At 74.6% G+C, this 15504-nt stretch carries 18 protein-coding genes and 1 tRNA gene; 5 read left to right on the top strand and 14 right to left on the bottom strand.

Translation table 11 applies throughout. The features are described from left to right. Window positions 1–131: 131 nt before the first annotated feature. Window positions 132–205, top strand: a tRNA-Leu gene (locus tag HOP40_RS03675). Window positions 206–642: 437 nt separating this feature from the next. Continuing rightward, on the top strand, window positions 643–1077 hold the full coding sequence (locus tag HOP40_RS03670) for a hypothetical protein (protein WP_172154636.1): 435 nt from the start codon (window positions 643–645) through the stop codon (window positions 1075–1077). A 265-nt stretch (window positions 1078–1342) separates the two neighbouring features. Here HOP40_RS03670 and HOP40_RS03665 read toward each other — a convergent pair whose 3' ends face one another. The 11 genes from HOP40_RS03665 to HOP40_RS03615 form a co-directional block, all read right to left on the bottom strand. After that, window positions 1343–1783: a VOC family protein gene (locus tag HOP40_RS03665; protein ID WP_172154634.1), complete on the bottom strand. Its 441-nt coding sequence runs from the start codon at window positions 1781–1783 to the stop codon at window positions 1343–1345. 11 nt (window positions 1784–1794) lie between these two features. Then, on the bottom strand, window positions 1795–2178 hold the full coding sequence (locus HOP40_RS03660) for a cupin domain-containing protein (RefSeq protein WP_205347072.1): 384 nt from the start codon (window positions 2176–2178) through the stop codon (window positions 1795–1797). A gap of 49 nt (window positions 2179–2227) precedes the next feature. Further along, on the bottom strand, window positions 2228–2788 hold the full coding sequence (locus HOP40_RS03655; RefSeq protein ID WP_172154632.1) for a dihydrofolate reductase family protein: 561 nt from the start codon (window positions 2786–2788) through the stop codon (window positions 2228–2230). A gap of 14 nt (window positions 2789–2802) precedes the next feature. Continuing rightward, a complete protein-coding gene (locus HOP40_RS03650) occupies window positions 2803–4029 on the bottom strand; it encodes a cytochrome P450 (RefSeq protein ID WP_172154630.1) in 1227 nt (408 codons plus the stop codon). Window positions 4030–4092: 63 nt separating this feature from the next. Next, window positions 4093–5058: an AraC family transcriptional regulator gene (locus HOP40_RS03645; RefSeq protein ID WP_172154628.1), complete on the bottom strand. Its 966-nt coding sequence runs from the start codon at window positions 5056–5058 to the stop codon at window positions 4093–4095. A gap of 81 nt (window positions 5059–5139) precedes the next feature. Beyond that, window positions 5140–6333: an RNA polymerase sigma factor gene (locus tag HOP40_RS03640; RefSeq protein WP_172154626.1), complete on the bottom strand. Its 1194-nt coding sequence runs from the start codon at window positions 6331–6333 to the stop codon at window positions 5140–5142. Continuing rightward, the gene (locus tag HOP40_RS03635; protein ID WP_172154624.1) at window positions 6330–6680 is read right to left on the bottom strand and encodes a YciI family protein; all 351 of its coding nucleotides are present in this window, start codon (window positions 6678–6680) and stop codon (window positions 6330–6332) included. Before HOP40_RS03635 ends, HOP40_RS03640 begins: the two co-directional genes overlap by 4 nt. A 60-nt stretch (window positions 6681–6740) precedes the next feature. Beyond that, window positions 6741–7838, bottom strand: a complete 1098-nt coding sequence (locus HOP40_RS03630; RefSeq protein WP_240157492.1) for a serine hydrolase domain-containing protein — start codon at window positions 7836–7838, stop codon at window positions 6741–6743. A gap of 29 nt (window positions 7839–7867) precedes the next feature. Continuing rightward, a complete protein-coding gene (locus HOP40_RS03625) occupies window positions 7868–8794 on the bottom strand; it encodes a hypothetical protein (RefSeq protein WP_172154620.1) in 927 nt (308 codons plus the stop codon). A gap of 79 nt (window positions 8795–8873) precedes the next feature. Further along, a complete protein-coding gene (locus HOP40_RS03620) occupies window positions 8874–9962 on the bottom strand; it encodes a hypothetical protein (protein WP_172153781.1) in 1089 nt (362 codons plus the stop codon). 53 nt (window positions 9963–10015) lie between these two features. Further along, window positions 10016–11155: an acyl-CoA dehydrogenase family protein gene (locus HOP40_RS03615; RefSeq protein ID WP_172154618.1), complete on the bottom strand. Its 1140-nt coding sequence runs from the start codon at window positions 11153–11155 to the stop codon at window positions 10016–10018. 55 nt (window positions 11156–11210) lie between these two features. Between HOP40_RS03615 and HOP40_RS03610 the strand changes: the two genes are divergently transcribed. Continuing rightward, on the top strand, window positions 11211–11786 hold the full coding sequence (locus HOP40_RS03610) for a TetR/AcrR family transcriptional regulator (RefSeq protein ID WP_172154616.1): 576 nt from the start codon (window positions 11211–11213) through the stop codon (window positions 11784–11786). 3 nt (window positions 11787–11789) lie between these two features. Here HOP40_RS03610 and HOP40_RS03605 read toward each other — a convergent pair whose 3' ends face one another. Both HOP40_RS03605 and HOP40_RS03600 read right to left on the bottom strand, forming a co-directional pair. Next, window positions 11790–12479 (bottom strand): alpha/beta hydrolase, encoded by a 690-nt coding sequence (locus tag HOP40_RS03605; RefSeq protein ID WP_172154614.1) that lies wholly within the window; start codon window positions 12477–12479, stop codon window positions 11790–11792. Then, window positions 12479–12721: a hypothetical protein gene (locus HOP40_RS03600; RefSeq protein WP_172153780.1), complete on the bottom strand. Its 243-nt coding sequence runs from the start codon at window positions 12719–12721 to the stop codon at window positions 12479–12481. Before HOP40_RS03600 ends, HOP40_RS03605 begins: the two co-directional genes overlap by 1 nt. A gap of 126 nt (window positions 12722–12847) precedes the next feature. Here HOP40_RS03600 and HOP40_RS03595 point away from each other — a divergent pair, with 126 nt between their 5' ends. Both HOP40_RS03595 and HOP40_RS03590 read left to right on the top strand, forming a co-directional pair. Then, a complete protein-coding gene (locus HOP40_RS03595; protein ID WP_172154612.1) occupies window positions 12848–13273 on the top strand; it encodes a hypothetical protein in 426 nt (141 codons plus the stop codon). Window positions 13274–13357: 84 nt separating this feature from the next. Further along, entirely contained in the window at window positions 13358–14173 is an 816-nt protein-coding gene (locus tag HOP40_RS03590; protein ID WP_172154610.1) for a Bax inhibitor-1/YccA family protein, read from the top strand. A 67-nt stretch (window positions 14174–14240) separates the two neighbouring features. Here the strand turns inward: HOP40_RS03590 and HOP40_RS03585 are convergent, their stop codons facing one another. Continuing rightward, complete coding sequence (locus HOP40_RS03585; RefSeq protein WP_172154608.1) at window positions 14241–15461, bottom strand: acetyl-CoA C-acetyltransferase; 1221 nt, start codon at window positions 15459–15461, stop codon at window positions 14241–14243. Window positions 15462–15504: the final 43 nt, after the last annotated feature.

Here is a 15504-nt window from a genome sequence, read left to right as displayed (position 1 = left end):
GATCATGCAGCGGTGCCGCCCGGGTCGGGTGCTGGCACGTGGACCACCCCCATCGGCCACCGCTGCCGCAGCCGCCCCCACGACCACCGCGTGCCCGCCGCCCGGGTGCGCGGGTGGGAGGATGGCGCGGCGTCCCCGTAGCCCAACCGGCAGAGGCAGGCCCCTTAAAAGGGTTGCAGTGTGGGTTCGAATCCCACCGGGGGCACCGTCGTCGCGACCCTGCCCAGGCGTCATCCGCGCAGACCGTCCCTCCCCGATGACGCCTCGGACCGCGTGGCATGACGCGGGGCGCCACCGCCTCGGTCGACCTGCAACTCGTCGATCGGACGCCACAGCACGGCAGCCCGCACGTCCCGCTCTCCTCACCACGGCGGCAGGCGGCACCAGTGCACCGCCCGGCTCCGCCCCGGCCGAGCCGCGCTACCTCGTCGCTACCTGCACGAACGGCACCGGCCGCGATCGTGGCCACCACGTCGCGGCGAGCCACTGCACGGGTGGCACTCGTCGACTCCCGCCGCCCTGACCGACGTGCACGCCGTGTCGACGCCGGTCACCTCGCCCGCCGCTGCTCGCGTCATGCGCCTGGGATCGCGCGCTCTTCACATCACGAACGTCCCCACTCTTCACGAAGGAGCTACTCCCATGCGCCTGCTCACCATCGGCGGAGCCACCGGCCTCGCCCTCGCCGCCGTCATCGCCGCCGCTCCGGCCGCCTCCGCCCAGCCTCAGGAGGGGCTCGTCAACGTCAACGTGGAGGACGTCGTGCTGCAGGTGCCCATCGGCGTCGCCGCCAACGTGTGCGACCTGAACGTGGCCGTCCTCGCCCAGCTGGGCCCTGACGAGGCGGCCGAGTGCGACGCCACCGTCGAGCAGTTCCCGGTGGCCTACCAGCCCGACACACCCACCGGGCCCCAGGACGGGCTCGTGAACGTCAACGTGGAGGACGTCGTGCTGCAGGTGCCCATCGGCGTCGCCGCCAACGTGTGCGACCTGGACGTCGCCGTCCTCGCCGAGCTGGGCCCCGACGATGCGGCCGATTGCGACGCCACCATCGACCAGTTCCCTACGGCGTTCTGAGGGGACATCGTCTGACAGGGCCCTCATCGGTCGTCTCGAGGCCCTGACCGCCCCGCCCCGCCGGGTCGGGGGCACGAAGCCCTTACCGGAGCCACTACCCCTCCAGTGGCTCCGGTAAGGCCCCGTCCCACCGGGGGCACCTGCCCGGCTACCCCGCGTCCAGCACGAAGAACAGGAAGCACAGGGACGCGCCCGACGGCGTGTCCGCGACCTCGGTCGGGGACAGGGCGCGGGCGGTCGGTGGGCACCGCGCCCGATCCTGGCGTCAGGGACCCTCGACCCGGAAGTCGGGCAGCGTCAGCGTCCCGTCCTCGGCGAGCACGAAGCCCGGGTTGTGCGCGATCTCCCAGACGTGGCCGTCCGGGTCGGTGAACACGCCGGAGTAGAAGCCCAGCACCGTGGGCCCGGCGGCCCGGGTCACGGCGCCGCCGGCGCCCTCGGCGGTGGCGAGCAGGTCGTCGACCTCGGCGTCCGAGCGCACGTTGTGCGCCAGCGCGATGCCGCCGAAGCCGCCCGCGCGGACGTCGGGCACCCCGCAGTCGGCGGCGAGCAGGGCGCGGTCCCAGAGGACGAGCGCGAGCCCGCCGGCCTGGTAGAAGACCGTCTCCTGCACCTCCTGGCCCCGCCACCCCAGCGCCTCGTAGAAGGCGCGGGCGCGGGCCAGGTCGGCGACGCCGAGCGTCACCAGGGTGAGGCGCTGCTCCACGCGGGCGCGCGTCAGCCGTGGGCGGAGCCGACGTGGTGGATGTCGAAGGCCTTGTTGGTGATGAACAGGAACGTGCAGTCGGCGTCGTCGGTGGCGCCGTGCTCCATCGTGCCGCCCTCGGGGAACCAGACGAAGCTGCCGACGCCGTAGTCGCCCTGGTGGGTCCGCAGCGTGCCCTCCAGCACGTACATGCCGTGGCCGCACGGGTGCGTGTGCCAGGTGTTCACGAACCCTGCGCGGTAGACCATCTTGACCGCCATCGTGCCCGTCTCCGGGTCGTCGAGCAGCGGCACGTGCTCGAGGTTCGCATTGATCGCGGGCACCGGGAAGTCCTGCCACGGCTCGTTCAGGGTGTCGACGACGGTCACGTCCACGGGCTCCAGCGCATCGGTCACCGGCACACCTTCCTCGTGGACCGTTGCCGGGGCAAGGCTTTCGGATGACCTACGTGTAGCGGACCGCGCAGCGCACGTGCGTCGACGACGGCCACACGTCCCCGCCGAGCTGGGTGAGCGCGTACGGGCCGTCGGGCGCGACGAGCGGGGTGCCCGCGCCGAGCAGGACCGGGGCGACGAGGAGGTCGAGCTCGTCGACGAGCCGCTCGCGCAGCAGCGACCGCATGACCGCGAGCGACCCCCACAGCAGGACGTCGCCGCCGTCGGAGGCCCTCAGGTCGCGGACGTGCGCCGCCGCGTCGCGCGCGACCTCGGCCGGGGCGAACCGGCCCCACGGCGCGGCGTCGAGCGTGGACGAGCACACCACCTTGCGGACGGTGTTGACGTGCTCGGCCATCGGCTCGTCGTGCGCCTCCGGCCAGAACGCCACGAACGACTCGTAGGTGCGGCGCCCGAGCAGCACGACGTCGACCGACGGGAGGAGCGCGGCGTTGTGGGCCTCGCTCTGCGAGAAGTCCTCGACCGCCTCGAAGATCGCCCCCTCCCCGTCCGGACCCGAGGCGAAGCCGTCGAGGGAGATCCACTGCTGGGCGACGAGGCGGCGGGGCACGGGCCGATCCTGGATCACCAGGTGACGTCGAGCGACTCCAGCCCCCGGAAGAAGTAGCTGGCGATGTAGACGGGCTCGTAGCCGTCGGCCAGGCGCATGCCGGGCAGGCGGGACACGAGGTGCTCCAGCGCCACGCGGATCTCGGCGCGGGCCATCGGCGCGCCCGGGCAGACGTGCAGGCCGCGGCCGAAGGCGAGGTGCTCGCGCATGTTGGGCCGGTCGAGGTCGACGGCGTCGGGATCGGGGAACACCGACTCGTCGCGGTTGCCGGAGCCGAACAGCAGCAGCAGCGGGGTGCCGGCGGGGAGGTCGGTGCCGCCGAGCGTCGTGTCGCGGGTCGTCAGCCGGAACAGCCCGCGGTGCGGGGCGTCGCGGCGCAGCACCTCCTCGGTGGCGCGCGGGATCGCCTTCACGGGATCGGCCAGCACACGCTCGCGGATCGCGGGGTCGGCGAGCACGGCGTACATCGTCGAGGTGATGGCGTCGCGGGTGGTGTCGAAGCCGGCCACGCGGGCGGCGCCGCGCACGATGCAGTGCGTGTACTCGTCGGGCAGGCCGGGGTGGCCGTTCGCGCCGTGGACGAGGTCGGAGAGCAGGTCCTCGCGCGGCTCGGCGCGGCGCTCGTCGATCAGGGCCTGCAGGTAGCGCGTGTACTCGCCCATCCGCTCGGCCGCGGCGAGGTGGGCCTCCACGGGCGCGAGCGGGTTCCACAGCGTCGTCTGGTCGTCGGTCCACACCTGGATCTGCGCGGTGTCCTCCGGCGGGAAGCCGATGATCGCGCTGATCACCGTCTGCACGAACGGGACCGCGTAGTCGCCGACGAGGTCGGCGCCGCCGGCCGGGAACGCGTCGATCAGCGCGTCGGCGGTGGCGTGCATCGTCGGCAGCATCGCCCGGACGCGCGCGCCGGTGAACCCGGCGTCGAAGACGCGGCGGACGGGGGTGTGCGCGGGCTCGTCCTCGTTGACGACGGCGTTCGTCTCGGGCACGCCGCCGCGGCGCAGCACCTCGACGACCTCGGGCGCGTTCGCGTAGATCTTCGGGACGGCCGGCGCGGACGAGTAGGTCTGCGGGTCGTCGATCACGGTCCGCAGGTCGTCGTAGCGGGTCACCATGTACGCGCCCAGCGTCGGGCTCATCCGGGGCGGCTGCGCGCGGGCGGCGCGGTAGAACAGGTGCGGGTCCTCCCGGTGCGGCGACACCAGGGGGTTGAAGTCGAGGACGGGCTCGGTGGTGGACACGCGCCCGACGCTAGGTGTGGCCCCGGTCACGGTCGATCCGGTGGGCGCACCCGAACGATCCGATCAGCGCACCGTCCGCAGGTCGTGCGACGGCGGCCGGCCGTAGCGCTCGCGGTAGACCGCGGCGAACCGGCCGAGGTGCGTGAAGCCCCACCGGCCTGCGACGTCGGCGACCGAGCAGCGGGCCGGGTCGGCGGCGAGCAGGTCGAGGTGCGCGCGCTCCAGGCGGACGCGGCGCAGGTGGGCCATCGGCGCGACGCCCAGGTGCCGCGCGAACCCGGCCTGCAGGCCGCGGGTCGTGAGCCCGACGCGGCGGGCGAGGTCGGTGACGGTCCACGGCTGCTCCGGTGCCTCCTCCAGCAGGTCGACGGCCTGGCGGATCGTCGCCGGCCGTGGCGCGGCGGGGCGCGCGGCGAGCAGGTCCCGGTAGGGGTGGTCGGAGGCGTGCAGGAACCCGGCGACGACGCTGCGGGCCAGCGGGCGCGCCACGACCGGCTGCCCGAGCGGGCCGTCGGGGTCGGCGGCGAGGTCGACCAGGGCCCGCGCCAGGCACCACCACTGCCGGCCCGCGCCGCGACGGAGGTCGAGCCGCGCCCCGATCGGCACGACCGACCGCACCGGCCGGTCGGTCAGCTCCTCCAGCACCTCCTCCAGCGCAGCACGCTCGATCTTGAGCCCGAACAGCCGCCCGCCGCCCGCCCAGCCGTGCAGCCGGGTGCGGCCGTCGGGCCGGTACACCGCGGCCGTGCCGGGGTCGGCGCAGACGTCGGCGTGACCGGTCCAGGTGCGCAGGTCGCCGTCGAGCGGGACGTTCACCTCGTAACCGGACTCGAGCTCGTCGGTCTCGACGCGGATCTCCCCGGCGTAGCCCAGCAGCCCCGCCGACACCGTCCCGAGCGAGACGGCCGACAGCGTCATCGCGAACCGGCGGGGGTCGTGCAGGACCGTGAGGCGGTGCGGGAAGTAGACCCGCCCGCACTCCTCGCGCGCCACGGACGGGTCCGTGGTCGTGATCGACGTGCCGGGCATCGTCGCCTCCGCAGGGTCGCCTTCCACCCTGCTCCGCGGGCGCCGGACGTCAACGGTGCGGTTCCGCCCCGGCGAACGCCGTCAGCGGCGCGACCGCAGGAACGCGCGCTCGGCCTCGTTGTCGGTCCGCGCGATCGCGGCCTCGACGGCGGCGGCCGCCTCGTCGGCGCGGCCCAAACGGCGGAGCAGGTCGGCGCGGACGGCGTGCAGGAGGTGGTAGCGGTCGAGGTCGAGGCCGTCGACGATCTCGAGCGCGGCGGCCGGGCCGTGCACCTCGGCCACCGCGACGGCCCGGTTCAGCGCGACCACCGGCGTCGGGGTGAGGGCGAGGAGCAGGTCGTAGAGGGCGAGGACCTGGTGCCAGTCCGTCGGCGGCTCGCTGTGGACGGCCTGGATCGCGGCCTGCACCTGGTAGGGACCCGGCGCGTTCCGGCGCAGGCAGGCGCGGACGAGCGCGCGGCCCTCGTCGGCCAGGTCGGCGTCCCACAGCGAGGTGTCCTGGTCGGCCAGACGCACCAGCGCACCGTCGGATCCGGTGCGTGCGGCCCGCCGCGACTCCGTCAGCAGCATCAGCGCGAGCAGCCCCGCCACCTCGGGCTCGTCGGGCATGAGGTCGTGCAGCAGCCGGCCCAGCCGCAGGGCCTCGGCGCACAGGTCCGCGCGCACCAGGGCGTCGCCCGACGGGGCGGTGTGCCCGGTCGTGAAGACCAGGTAGACGACGGCGAGCACGGGCCGCAGCCGGTCGGGGAGCTCCGCCTCGCTCGGCACCCGGTACGGGATGCGGGCGTCGCGGATCTTGCCCTTGGCCCGCACGATCCGCTGCGCCATCGTCGCCTCGGGCACGAGGAACGCCCGCGCGATCTCGGGCGTCGTGAGGCCGCCGAGCAGGCGCAGCGTGAGCGCGACCTGCGCGGCCGGGGCCAGCGAGGGGTGGCAGCAGGTGAAGACGAGGCGGAGCCGGTCGTCGGGCACGGGCTCCTCCTCGGGCACCTCGGCCGGGGCGTGCAGCAGCGCCGCCTCGGCGTGGCGGGCGTCGCGGGTGGACTCGCGGCGGTGCCGGTCGATCGCACGGCGCCGCGCCGTCGTGATGATCCAGCCGGCGGGGCTGGGCGGGAGCCCGTTCCCGGGCCAGGTGCGGGCGGCCTCGGTGAACGCCTCCTGCACCGCGTCCTCGGCGAGGTCGAGGTCGCCGAGGACGCGGGTCAGGACCGACACCGCGCGCCCGTACTCCGCGGCGAAGACGCGCGCGACGTCGTCGGGGGTGGGGCCGGTCATGCGCCGCCGTGGATCGGCCGGACCTCGATCGACAGCGGCGCGAGGACGCGCGCGAGGCGCCCGCCCCAGTGCAGGGCCTCGTCGAGGTCGGCCGCGCGGATCACGGTGAACCCGCCGACGTGCTCCTTGCCCTCCGCGAACGGGCCGTCGGTGAGCAGCGTCTCCTCGCCGCGCACCCGCACCACGGTGGCCGTGCCCGGCGGGTGCAGGGCGGCCGCGAACACCCAGGTGCCGTTGGCCTGCATCTCCTCGTTGAGCGCGTCCAGGCCCTCCATGATCGGGCCGAGCACCTCGGGCGGCGGCGGGTCGCCGTCGGGCTGGTGGATGGTGAGCAGGTACTGGGGCATCGGGTCCTCCGTCCGGTGGTTCTGCCTACTGCACGAACGGCGACCCGGCGGATCGACAGGTCACCCCTCGACGATCCTCCAGAAGTCCCACCAGACCGCGGGCGGGCCCTGGCTCCACTCGACCTGGGTGAGCAGGACGCCGGTCACGCCGCTGCCCGGGTGGATGGCCCACGAGGTGCCGAGGCCGCCGTCCCAGCCGTAGCGGCCGTCGTCGCGGACGGCCAGTCCGTAGCCCCAGCCGTAGCCCTCGGACAGGAAGATCCCGTCGGCCTGGCCGGGGGAGAGCTGGTCGCGGGTCATCGCGGCGACGGCGGCGGGCGGCAGCAGGCCGCCGGTGCGCAGGGCCTCGCTGAAGGCGAACCAGTCGTCGACGGTCGACACGAGCCCGCCCGCCCCCTGCGGGAACGCCGGGGGCCTGCTCCACGCGCCGGTGGCCGGGTCGTCGGAGACCCCGCCGCCGGGCAGGTGCAGCGTGGCGAGGCGGTCCAGGGAGGACGGCGGGACGTGGAACCCGGTGTCGCGCATGCCGAGCGGGGCGAACACGCGCTCGTGGAGCAGGTCGGGCAGGGGGGTGCCGGACGCGCGGGCGAGCAGCACGCCCAGGACGTCGGCCGAGGTGCTGTACGTCCAGCGCTCGCCCGGCTGGTGCAGCAGCGGGAGCGTCGCGAACCGGCGCAGCCACTCGTCGGGCCCGGGCGGGGCCTCGGCGCCGGGGCGGCCCTGGCCCAGCACCAGCGCGTCGAGGGCGCGCTGCACGGGGTGCTCACCGGGCGGGGCGAGGATCAGGCCGAAGCCCATGCGGAACGTCAGCAGGTCGCGGACGGTGATCGCGCGGTGCGCGCGCACGGTGTCGTCGAGGTCGGCGTCGATGCTGCGCAGGACGCGGCGGTCGGCTAGCTCGGGGAGCAGGGGCTCGACCGAGCCGTCGAGGTCGAGCAGGCCGTCGCCCACCAGCAGCAGCGCGGCCGCGGCGACCGCGGGCTTGGTCATCGAGCTGATGCGGAAGACGGCGTCGCGCTCGAGGGGCGGGCCGTCGGGCGCGATCCGGCCCCGGACCTCGACGTGGACGTCGTCCCCGCGGGCGACGAGGGCGACCAGGGCGGGGATCTCCCCGGAGTCGACGTGCGGCGCGAGGGCGGAGAGGGGCGAGGTGGTCACGGGGGATGGACCGGCGGTGGGGCCGGAACTCATCGCGGGCAGGAGGCCTGTTCCGTCGGGATGCAGGGCGCCGGGGACTGGGTCGTGGTGGTGGTGGTGTTCGTCGCCGTGATCGTCTTCGGGGGGAGGAGGGCGATCGTCTCCTCGGTCGTCGGCGTGGGCGCGACCGTGGTGGTCGGTACCACGACGACCGGAGCCGGAGGAGGCGGCGGCGGGGGCGTCGTCGGCACCACGACCCGCGGCCTGGTCTGCACGACCTCGGCCACGACGTCGTCGGCGATCTCCTCGATGATCCCGGTCTCCGTGGCCGCCACCGTGGGGATCGGGGCGGGGGAGGTGCGGGCGGTGGTCGGGGCCGCGGCGGGGCGGGTCCACGTGGTCTCGTCGCTGCGGTTGCCGGCACCGACCGTCACCCCGACGACCAGCAGCAGCGCGAGCACGCCGCCGCCGATCAGGTAGGGGATGCGCGGGTCGCGCGGACGGGGGACCGGCGCGAACGTGATGTCGGGGTGCACGACGTGCATTGCCGTGGTCGCCTCGTCGGTGACGTCCGGCAGGCGCAGCTCCACCTCGAGCTCGCCCTGCGGCCCGTGCCCGACGAGCCCGACCGCGGCCGGGCGGGCGCCCAGGGCCAGCAGGTCGTGCACGTGCGGGAGGTAGCGCTCGGCCGGCGTCGGTGCCAGCTCGCCGATCCGCCACCCGTCGAGCAGCACCTCGACGCCGGGCCGGCCGGCGTCGTAGCCGATCGTCACCGGCGCCGGCCGGAGCTCGACGGCGACGTGGCGCGGCAGCTCGTCGGCGAAGGGCGCCCAGGGTGCGAGGACGGGCTGGTGGTGCTCCACGCCCGCCACCACGACGGTGTGGGCGGCATCGAGCAGGGTCAGGCCGTCGGTCGAGTTCTCGAGCATGGTCCCCTCGATGGAGTAGTGGCAGTCCCCCTGCCCATCGAGGATCATCGCGGACCGTTACGGCTCACCAGATCGGGTGGCGGCAGTTAGGCCGAACGGTACGTTCTGATACGCCGAACGGTAGAGGTCACTCGCATCCGACGCCGTCGTTGTTGGCGTCGAGGCGGTACTCGTCGCGGCCGGTCACGGTCACCGGCCCGTCGATGTCGCCGCAGTCGAGGTCCGGCCCGTCCGGGATGCACGGGCTGTAGCTCGGATGGCAGCCACCGCCGGACGGCTCGGGTGCCTGGACGAGCGCCTGCGGGCGCGGCTCCGGCTCCGGCTCCCGCCGGGTCTCCGGAGCCCGGGCCGCGGCCTGCGGGGCGATCTCGGGGGCGTCGACGTCGGGCACGTCCACGTCCACCTGCTCGACCTCCTCCACCACCCCCGGCGCGGGCACCGTGGTCGGGGCGGCCGTGACGGGGACCGTGGTCGGAGCGGGGGTCGCGCGCGTGGTGGAAGGGGCGGCCGCGGAGACCGTGGGCACCTCACCGCTGTGGTTGCTCATCGTCGACCCGATCACGACCAGCGCGGCGAGCACACCGGCACCGACCCAGAGCGGGCGTCGGCTGCGACGCGCGCGGCCGGGGCCGCGGCCACCGGGACCGCCCGGACCGGGCGCACCACCCGGGCCCGGCCGGTTGCCGGGCCACCCGTCGCCGGTCGGGGCGGGGACAGGAGCGGGCCACCCGCCGGAACCGCCGGAGGGCGGCGGCCAAGCGCCGGTCCCGCCGGAGGGCGGCGGCCACGCCCCGGCACCGGCGGGCGGGGCGGGGCGCGGCGGGACGGGGACGGGAGCGACGGGCAGCGCCGCCGTGGCGTCGCGCGCGACCTCGGGCAGGTGCACCTCGACCTCGGTGCCGCGCCGCCCGTGCACGACCACCGCCACGCACGCGGGACGCCCCCGCCCGCGCAGGACCTCGTGCACGTGCGGGGCGTACCGCTCGGACATCAGCGGCGTGAGGACGCCGACGCGCTGCCCGTCGATGCGGACCTCGATCAGCCGCCGTCCGCGGGGTCCGGTCACGAACGCCAGCTCGGCGGCGACCCGGCGGCCGCGGCCGTCGGGGTGCGGCGCCCACCGGACCAGCGCGGCCTGGTGGTGCTCCTCACCCGTGACGACGACCTTGCGGTCCGGGTCGAGCAGGGTCAGCCCCTGCGTCGAGTTCTCGATCAACGCGTCCCCCTGGTGACATCAGCGACACCTAGATCGGGAGAGCGCGGAAGTCGTTACCGCGCGAGCTTGCGGCTGATCACGAGGCGCTGGATCTGGTTGGTGCCCTCGAAGATCTGCATGATCTTGGCCTCGCGCATGAAGCGCTCCACGGGGAAGTCGCGCGTGTAGCCGTAGCCGCCGAGGACCTGCACCGCGTCGGTCGTGACCTTCATGGCCGCGTCCGTGGCGACGAGCTTCGCGACCGACGCCTGTCGCCCGTACTCGCGGCCGGCGTCGCGGCGGCGGGCCGCGTCGAGGTAGGTCGCCCGCGCCGAGTCGACGGCGGCGGCCATGTCGGCGAGCAGGAAGCCGAGCCCCTGGTGGTCGATGATCTTCTTGCCGAAGGCGCTGCGCTCGTGGGCGTAGTCGACGGCCGCGTCGAGCGCCGACTGCGCGAGCCCCGTGGCGACGGCGGCGATCCCGAGCCGGCCCGAGTCGAGCGCGGAGAACGCGATCGGCAGGCCGTCGCCCTCGGAGCCGATGAGCCGGTCGGCGTCGAGGACGGCGCCGTCCCAGTTCGCGGTGACGGTGGGGATCGCGTGCAGCCCCATCTTCTCCTCGGGCTTCCCGAACGACAGGCCCTCGGCCTGGCCGGGCGCGAGGAAGCACGAGACCCCGCGCGAGCCCTCGCCGGTGCGGGCGAACAGCGCGTAGAAGTCGACGACGCCGCCGTGGGTGATCCACGCCTTGGTGCCGGTGATCCGGTACCCGCCGGTGGTCTTCTCGGCCTTGCAGGTCAGCGCGGCCGCGTCGGAGCCGGCCTGCGGCTCGGACAGCGAGTACCCGCCCACGAGCTCGCCCGAGAGCATCCGCGGCAGCCACCGCTCCTGCTGCTCGGGGGTGCCGAACGCGGCCATCGGGTGGCAGGACAGCCCGTGCACCGACAGCGCCACGGCCACCGCCGCCCAGCGCGCCGCGAACTCCTCCAGCACCTGCAGGTACACCTCGTAGGGCTGCCCGCCGCCGCCGTGCTCCTCGGGGTAGGGCAGGCCCAGCAGGCCGGCCTCGCCCAGCGTCGCGAACAGGCCCTCGGGGTAGGTCTCGGCCTTCTCGTGCTGCTCGACGATCGGCGCGAGCTCCTTGTCGGCGATGTCGCGGACGAGGTCGATGAGGTCGTGCGCCTCTTGCGTGGGCAGCAGCCGGTCGACGGCCATGGGGTTCTCCATCGGCACTGGTACGGGTCCGTGAGTACCGCTTACGATAGCCGACATGACCCAGGTCCGCGGCCCCGCTCGGCGCACCGAGCTGTTTGACGCCCTGGTGGCCCTGCTGCTCGACGAGGGGTTCGCCCACCTCACGCTCGACGACCTCGCCGCTCGCCTGCGCTGCTCCAAGCGCACCCTGTACGCGCTGGCCGGCAGCAAGGAGCAGCTGGTCCGGGCCGCGGTGGTGCACTTCTTCCGCGGCGCGACCGAGCACGTCGAGGCCGCGGTGGCGGCCGACGCCGACCCGGCGCGCCAGGTCGGCGCCTACCTGCGGGCCGTCGCGCGCGAGCTCGCGCCGGCCTCCCCGCGCTTCTTCGACGACGTCGCGGCGTTCCCGCCCGCGGCCGAGGTCTACGAGCGCAACACCCGCGCGGCGGCCCGGCGCGTGCAGCAGCTCGTCGACGCCGGCACGGCCTCGGGCGCCTTCCGGCCGGTGCACGCGGGCTTCGTCGGTGACGTCGTGAGCGCGACGATGGTGCGCATCCAGCAGCGCGGCGTCACCGCGTCGACGGGCCTCGACGACGCCACGGCCTACGAGAACCTCGCCGACCTCCTGCTGCACGGGCTGGCCCGCACCTGAGACTCAGGCGAGCGCCAGCAGCAGCTCGGCCAGCTCGCCGGGGCGGTTCTCCGGGACCATGTGGGTGGTCGCGATCTCGTGGTAGCGCCAGGCGGGCGACGTGCGGGCGCGCGCCGCGGAGACGTCGAACAGCGCGCCGTTCGGGTCCTGCGTCGCCCGGACGTAGGTGAGCCCGACGCCCCGCTCCTCGACCGGCACCGACGCGCGCACCGGCTCGGTGAGCGTGCGCATCGGCTGGGCGTGGCGCCGTGGGTTGGAGCGCGCGGCCACCATCGGGTCGTCGAACGTGCGGATGCCGGCCGGCACCGTCGGCGGCGCGTCGGGGGAGGCGTCGCCCAGCGCGCCCCCGGTCAGCGAGTGCACGCTGTCGCCGTCGTCGGGCACGAACGCGTCGAGGTAGACGAGCTCCCGGACGCGGGCGCCCGCCTGCTCCATCGCCCCCGTGACGACCATCCCGCCGTAGGAGAAGCCGAGCAGGACGACGTCCTCGAGGTCGTCGTAGTGCAGGACGTTGACGACGTCGCGCACGTGCAGCGACAGGTCGACGTGCGGGCCGGCGAGGTGGCTGCGCTCGCCGAGCCCCGTGAGGCTCGGCGTCAGCACCTCGTGACCGGCCGCGCCCAGCAGCCGCCGCACGGCCCGGAAGCCGTAGGACCCGCCCCACGCGCCGTGCACGAGGACGTAGACGGCCATCAGCGGGCGGGGCTCCCCGCGTCCCGCACGCCGGCGGGGTCGGCCGCGCGGCGCGCGGCGAGCGGGCCGGTGGCCCGCTTCTGCAGCCAGCGGCGGCCGGTGTGCAGCACCTTGGTGACGTTGTTGGGCCCGCGGCGGGCCTCGATGAGGTCACCCGCCTTGCCGAGCAGGAACCCGACGACGGGAGCGCCGACGGCCAGGATCAGCCACATCCGCAGGCGCCGGGAGAAGAAAGCCCACATGTTCGTCCACACCCTCACTGCCGGCGGCTCCGCCGGCTGGTCGCGAACAGTAGCGCCGCCGTCGCGGTCCCGCCCGGCCCGGCCGGGACCCTGTGCGCGACGTCCCGGCGGCGTACTCTCACGGCCGTGGCGGGTGACCGCTCTGCCCTGGTGGGGCTCCTCCTGTTCGTCCTCGTCGCGGCGGCGCCGACGGTGACGTTCTGGCTCGCGCTGCGGGTGGTGCCCCGCGTGGTCGAGGCGGTCGTCGAGCGCCGGGCCGCGCGGCGCCCGCCGTCGCCCGGGCCGTCGCTGGAACGGGTCGTGGCCGACGTTCGTCGCCTGCACCGCGAGATCCGGGGGGGCCGGGCGAGCAGCCGCGTGCGCCAGGTCGCGCTGCTCGCCGCCTACGACGACGCGCTCCTGACGGCGTGCGCGGTCGTCGGTGTGGCCGACCCGCCGCTGGCCGGCGCCGCCGAGCGCGACCGCGCCTTCGCGCGCCTGCTCACCGAGGCCGCGCTGGAGCAGGCGGGGGTGTCCCTGGACCCGCCGAGCGGCGGTGCGCGGGCCGCGTAAAGTCCGTCTTTACCGTCGCGGGAACGCCGATGGGGCTTCCTGCGTTGGACAGGATGCACAGCACGTCATCCAGGGAGGAACCAGGTGCGCACCAGCAGCAACCCGGCGTTCCGCAACCTGCCCCAGGGGCAGGGCAACGGCGGGTACGCCACGTTCGACCGCCAGGGCGGCGGCGCGATGAGCGGCGCCTCCGCGTACGCCGACAGCCGTGCCTCGCAGGTCGAGCACGGGCGCGCCGGCAGCGGTGAGCGCCCGATCACCATCGACGACGTCGTGATGAAGACCGGCCTGAGCGCGGGCACCGCGCTCGTGCTCGGCACGCTCACGGCCGTGTCGGGGCTCTACGCCCTCGCGCTGCCCGCGTTCATCGTGGGCTTCGTCGTGTCCCTCGTCCTCATCTTCAAGCCGCAGTGGTCGGGCGCGCCCCTGGTGCTCCTGTACTCCGCGGCGATGGGTGTGGCCCTGGGCGGGATCACCGGCGTCTTCGACCAGATCTACCCCGGCATCGCCCTGCAGGCGATCGTCGGCACCGCGGGCGTGTTCCTCGGCATGCTGGTCGTCTACAAGACCGGCGCCGTCCGCGTCACGCCCCGGTTCACCAAGTGGCTGATGGGCGCCCTCATCGGCGTCGTCGTCCTCATGCTGTTCAACCTGGTGATGAGCCTGTTCGGCATCAACACCGGGCTGCGCGACGGCGGCCCGCTGGCCATCGGCTTCAGCCTGCTCGTGATCGGCGTGGCGGCGTTCAGCCTGCTGCTCGACTTCGACCAGGCCGACCAGGCCATCCGCGGCGGTGCCCCGGCGAAGTTCGCCTGGTACATCGCCTTCGGCCTGATGACCACGCTGGTCTGGCTCTACATCGAGATCCTGCGCCTGCTGAGCTACCTGCGCCAGGACTGACCGCGTCACGACGACGGCCCGGTCCCCCTCGGGGGGCCGGGCCGTCGTCGTGCGCGGGGCGGGTCGCCTAGTTCAGGCGCTCCAGGACCATGGCCATGCCCTGGCCGCCGCCGACGCACATCGTCTCGAGCCCGATGCTCCCGTCGCGGCTGCGCAGGCCGTTGAGCAGGGTGTTGGTGATGCGGGCGCCGGTCATGCCGAACGGGTGCCCGACCGCGATGGCGCCGCCGTGGACGTTGAGCTTGTCCTCGTCGATGCCCAGGCGGCGGGCCGAGGGGATGACCTGCGCGGCGAAGGCCTCGTTGATCTCGACGAGGTCGACGTCGTCGATGGTCATGCCGGCCAGCGCGAGCGCCCGGCGCGACGCCTCGATCGGACCCAGGCCCATGATCTCGGGCGACAGCCCGGACACGCCGGTGGACACGACGCGGGCGAGCGGGGTCAGGCCCAGCTCCGCGGCGCGGGTGTCGGACATGACCACCAGGGCGGCGGCGCCGTCGTTGAGCGGGCACGCGTTGCCCGCGGTGATCAGGCCGTCGGGGCGGAACACCGGCTTGAGGCCGCTGATGCCCTCGTAGGTGGTGCCGGCGCGGGGGCCGTCGTCGGCGGAGACGACCGTGCCGTCGGGCAGCGTGACCGGGGTGATCTCGCGGGCGTAGAAGCCGTCGGCGATGGCCTTCTCGGCGAGGTTCTGCGAGCGGACGGCGAAGTGGTCCATCTCCTCGCGGGTGACGCCCTCGGCGCGGGCGACGTTCTCCGCGGTCTGGCCCATCGCGATGTAGACGTCGGGGACCTCGCCGGCGGTCCGCGGGTCGATCCAGGTGTCGGTGCCCGACTCGGCGGTCGCCGTGCTGCGCGCGGCGGCGTCGGCGAACAGCGGGTTCTGCGTGTCGGGCAGCGAGTCGGAGTTGCCCTTCGTGAACCGGGAGACGGTCTCGACCCCGGCGGAGATGAAGACGTGGCCCTCACCGGCCTTGATCGCGTGCAGGGCCATGCGGGTGGTCTGCAGCGAGGACGAGCAGTAGCGGGTGACGGTGGTGCCGGGCATCGAGTCGTAGCCGAGCGCGACGGCGACGACGCGGGCCATGTTGAAGCCCTGCTCACCGCCGGGCAGGCCGCACCCCAGCATGAGGTCGTCGACGGTGGCGGGGTCGAGCTCGGGCACCTGCGCCAGTGCCGCCCGCACGACCTGCACGGCCAGGTCGTCGGGACGAAGGCTCGTCAGCGAGCCCTTGAACGCACGGCCGATCGGCGAGCGTGCGGCGGCGACGATCACGGCTTCGGGCATCGTCGATCTCCTTCGTGGTGGGACGTTTCCTGCTCCGGAGCTT

The organism is Pseudonocardia broussonetiae (assembly GCF_013155125.1).
Classification (GTDB): domain Bacteria; phylum Actinomycetota; class Actinomycetes; order Mycobacteriales; family Pseudonocardiaceae; genus Pseudonocardia; species Pseudonocardia broussonetiae.
The sequence above is the reverse complement of the archived record's forward strand: the minus strand, read 5'-3'. Positions and strand labels throughout refer to the sequence as shown.

What these genes read in the sequence shown, in the direction of transcription:
- HOP40_RS03635 (WP_172154624.1), bottom strand. Translation starts at nt 6,680, where the DNA reads ATGCCCCAGTACCTGCTCACCATCCACCAGCCCGACGGCGACCCGCCG.
- HOP40_RS03615 (WP_172154618.1), bottom strand. Translation starts at nt 11,155, where the DNA reads ATGGCCGTCGACCGGCTGCTGCCCACGCAAGAGGCGCACGACCTCATC.
- HOP40_RS03625 (WP_172154620.1), bottom strand. Translation starts at nt 8,794, where the DNA reads ATGATCCTCGATGGGCAGGGGGACTGCCACTACTCCATCGAGGGGACC.
- HOP40_RS03610 (WP_172154616.1), top strand. Translation starts at nt 11,211, where the DNA reads ATGACCCAGGTCCGCGGCCCCGCTCGGCGCACCGAGCTGTTTGACGCC.
- HOP40_RS03645 (WP_172154628.1), bottom strand. Translation starts at nt 5,058, where the DNA reads ATGCCCGGCACGTCGATCACGACCACGGACCCGTCCGTGGCGCGCGAG.
- HOP40_RS03585 (WP_172154608.1), bottom strand. Translation starts at nt 15,461, where the DNA reads ATGCCCGAAGCCGTGATCGTCGCCGCCGCACGCTCGCCGATCGGCCGT.
- HOP40_RS03600 (WP_172153780.1), bottom strand. Translation starts at nt 12,721, where the DNA reads ATGTGGGCTTTCTTCTCCCGGCGCCTGCGGATGTGGCTGATCCTGGCC.
- HOP40_RS03640 (WP_172154626.1), bottom strand. Translation starts at nt 6,333, where the DNA reads ATGACCGGCCCCACCCCCGACGACGTCGCGCGCGTCTTCGCCGCGGAG.
- HOP40_RS03605 (WP_172154614.1), bottom strand. Translation starts at nt 12,479, where the DNA reads ATGGCCGTCTACGTCCTCGTGCACGGCGCGTGGGGCGGGTCCTACGGC.
- HOP40_RS03670 (WP_172154636.1), top strand. Translation starts at nt 643, where the DNA reads ATGCGCCTGCTCACCATCGGCGGAGCCACCGGCCTCGCCCTCGCCGCC.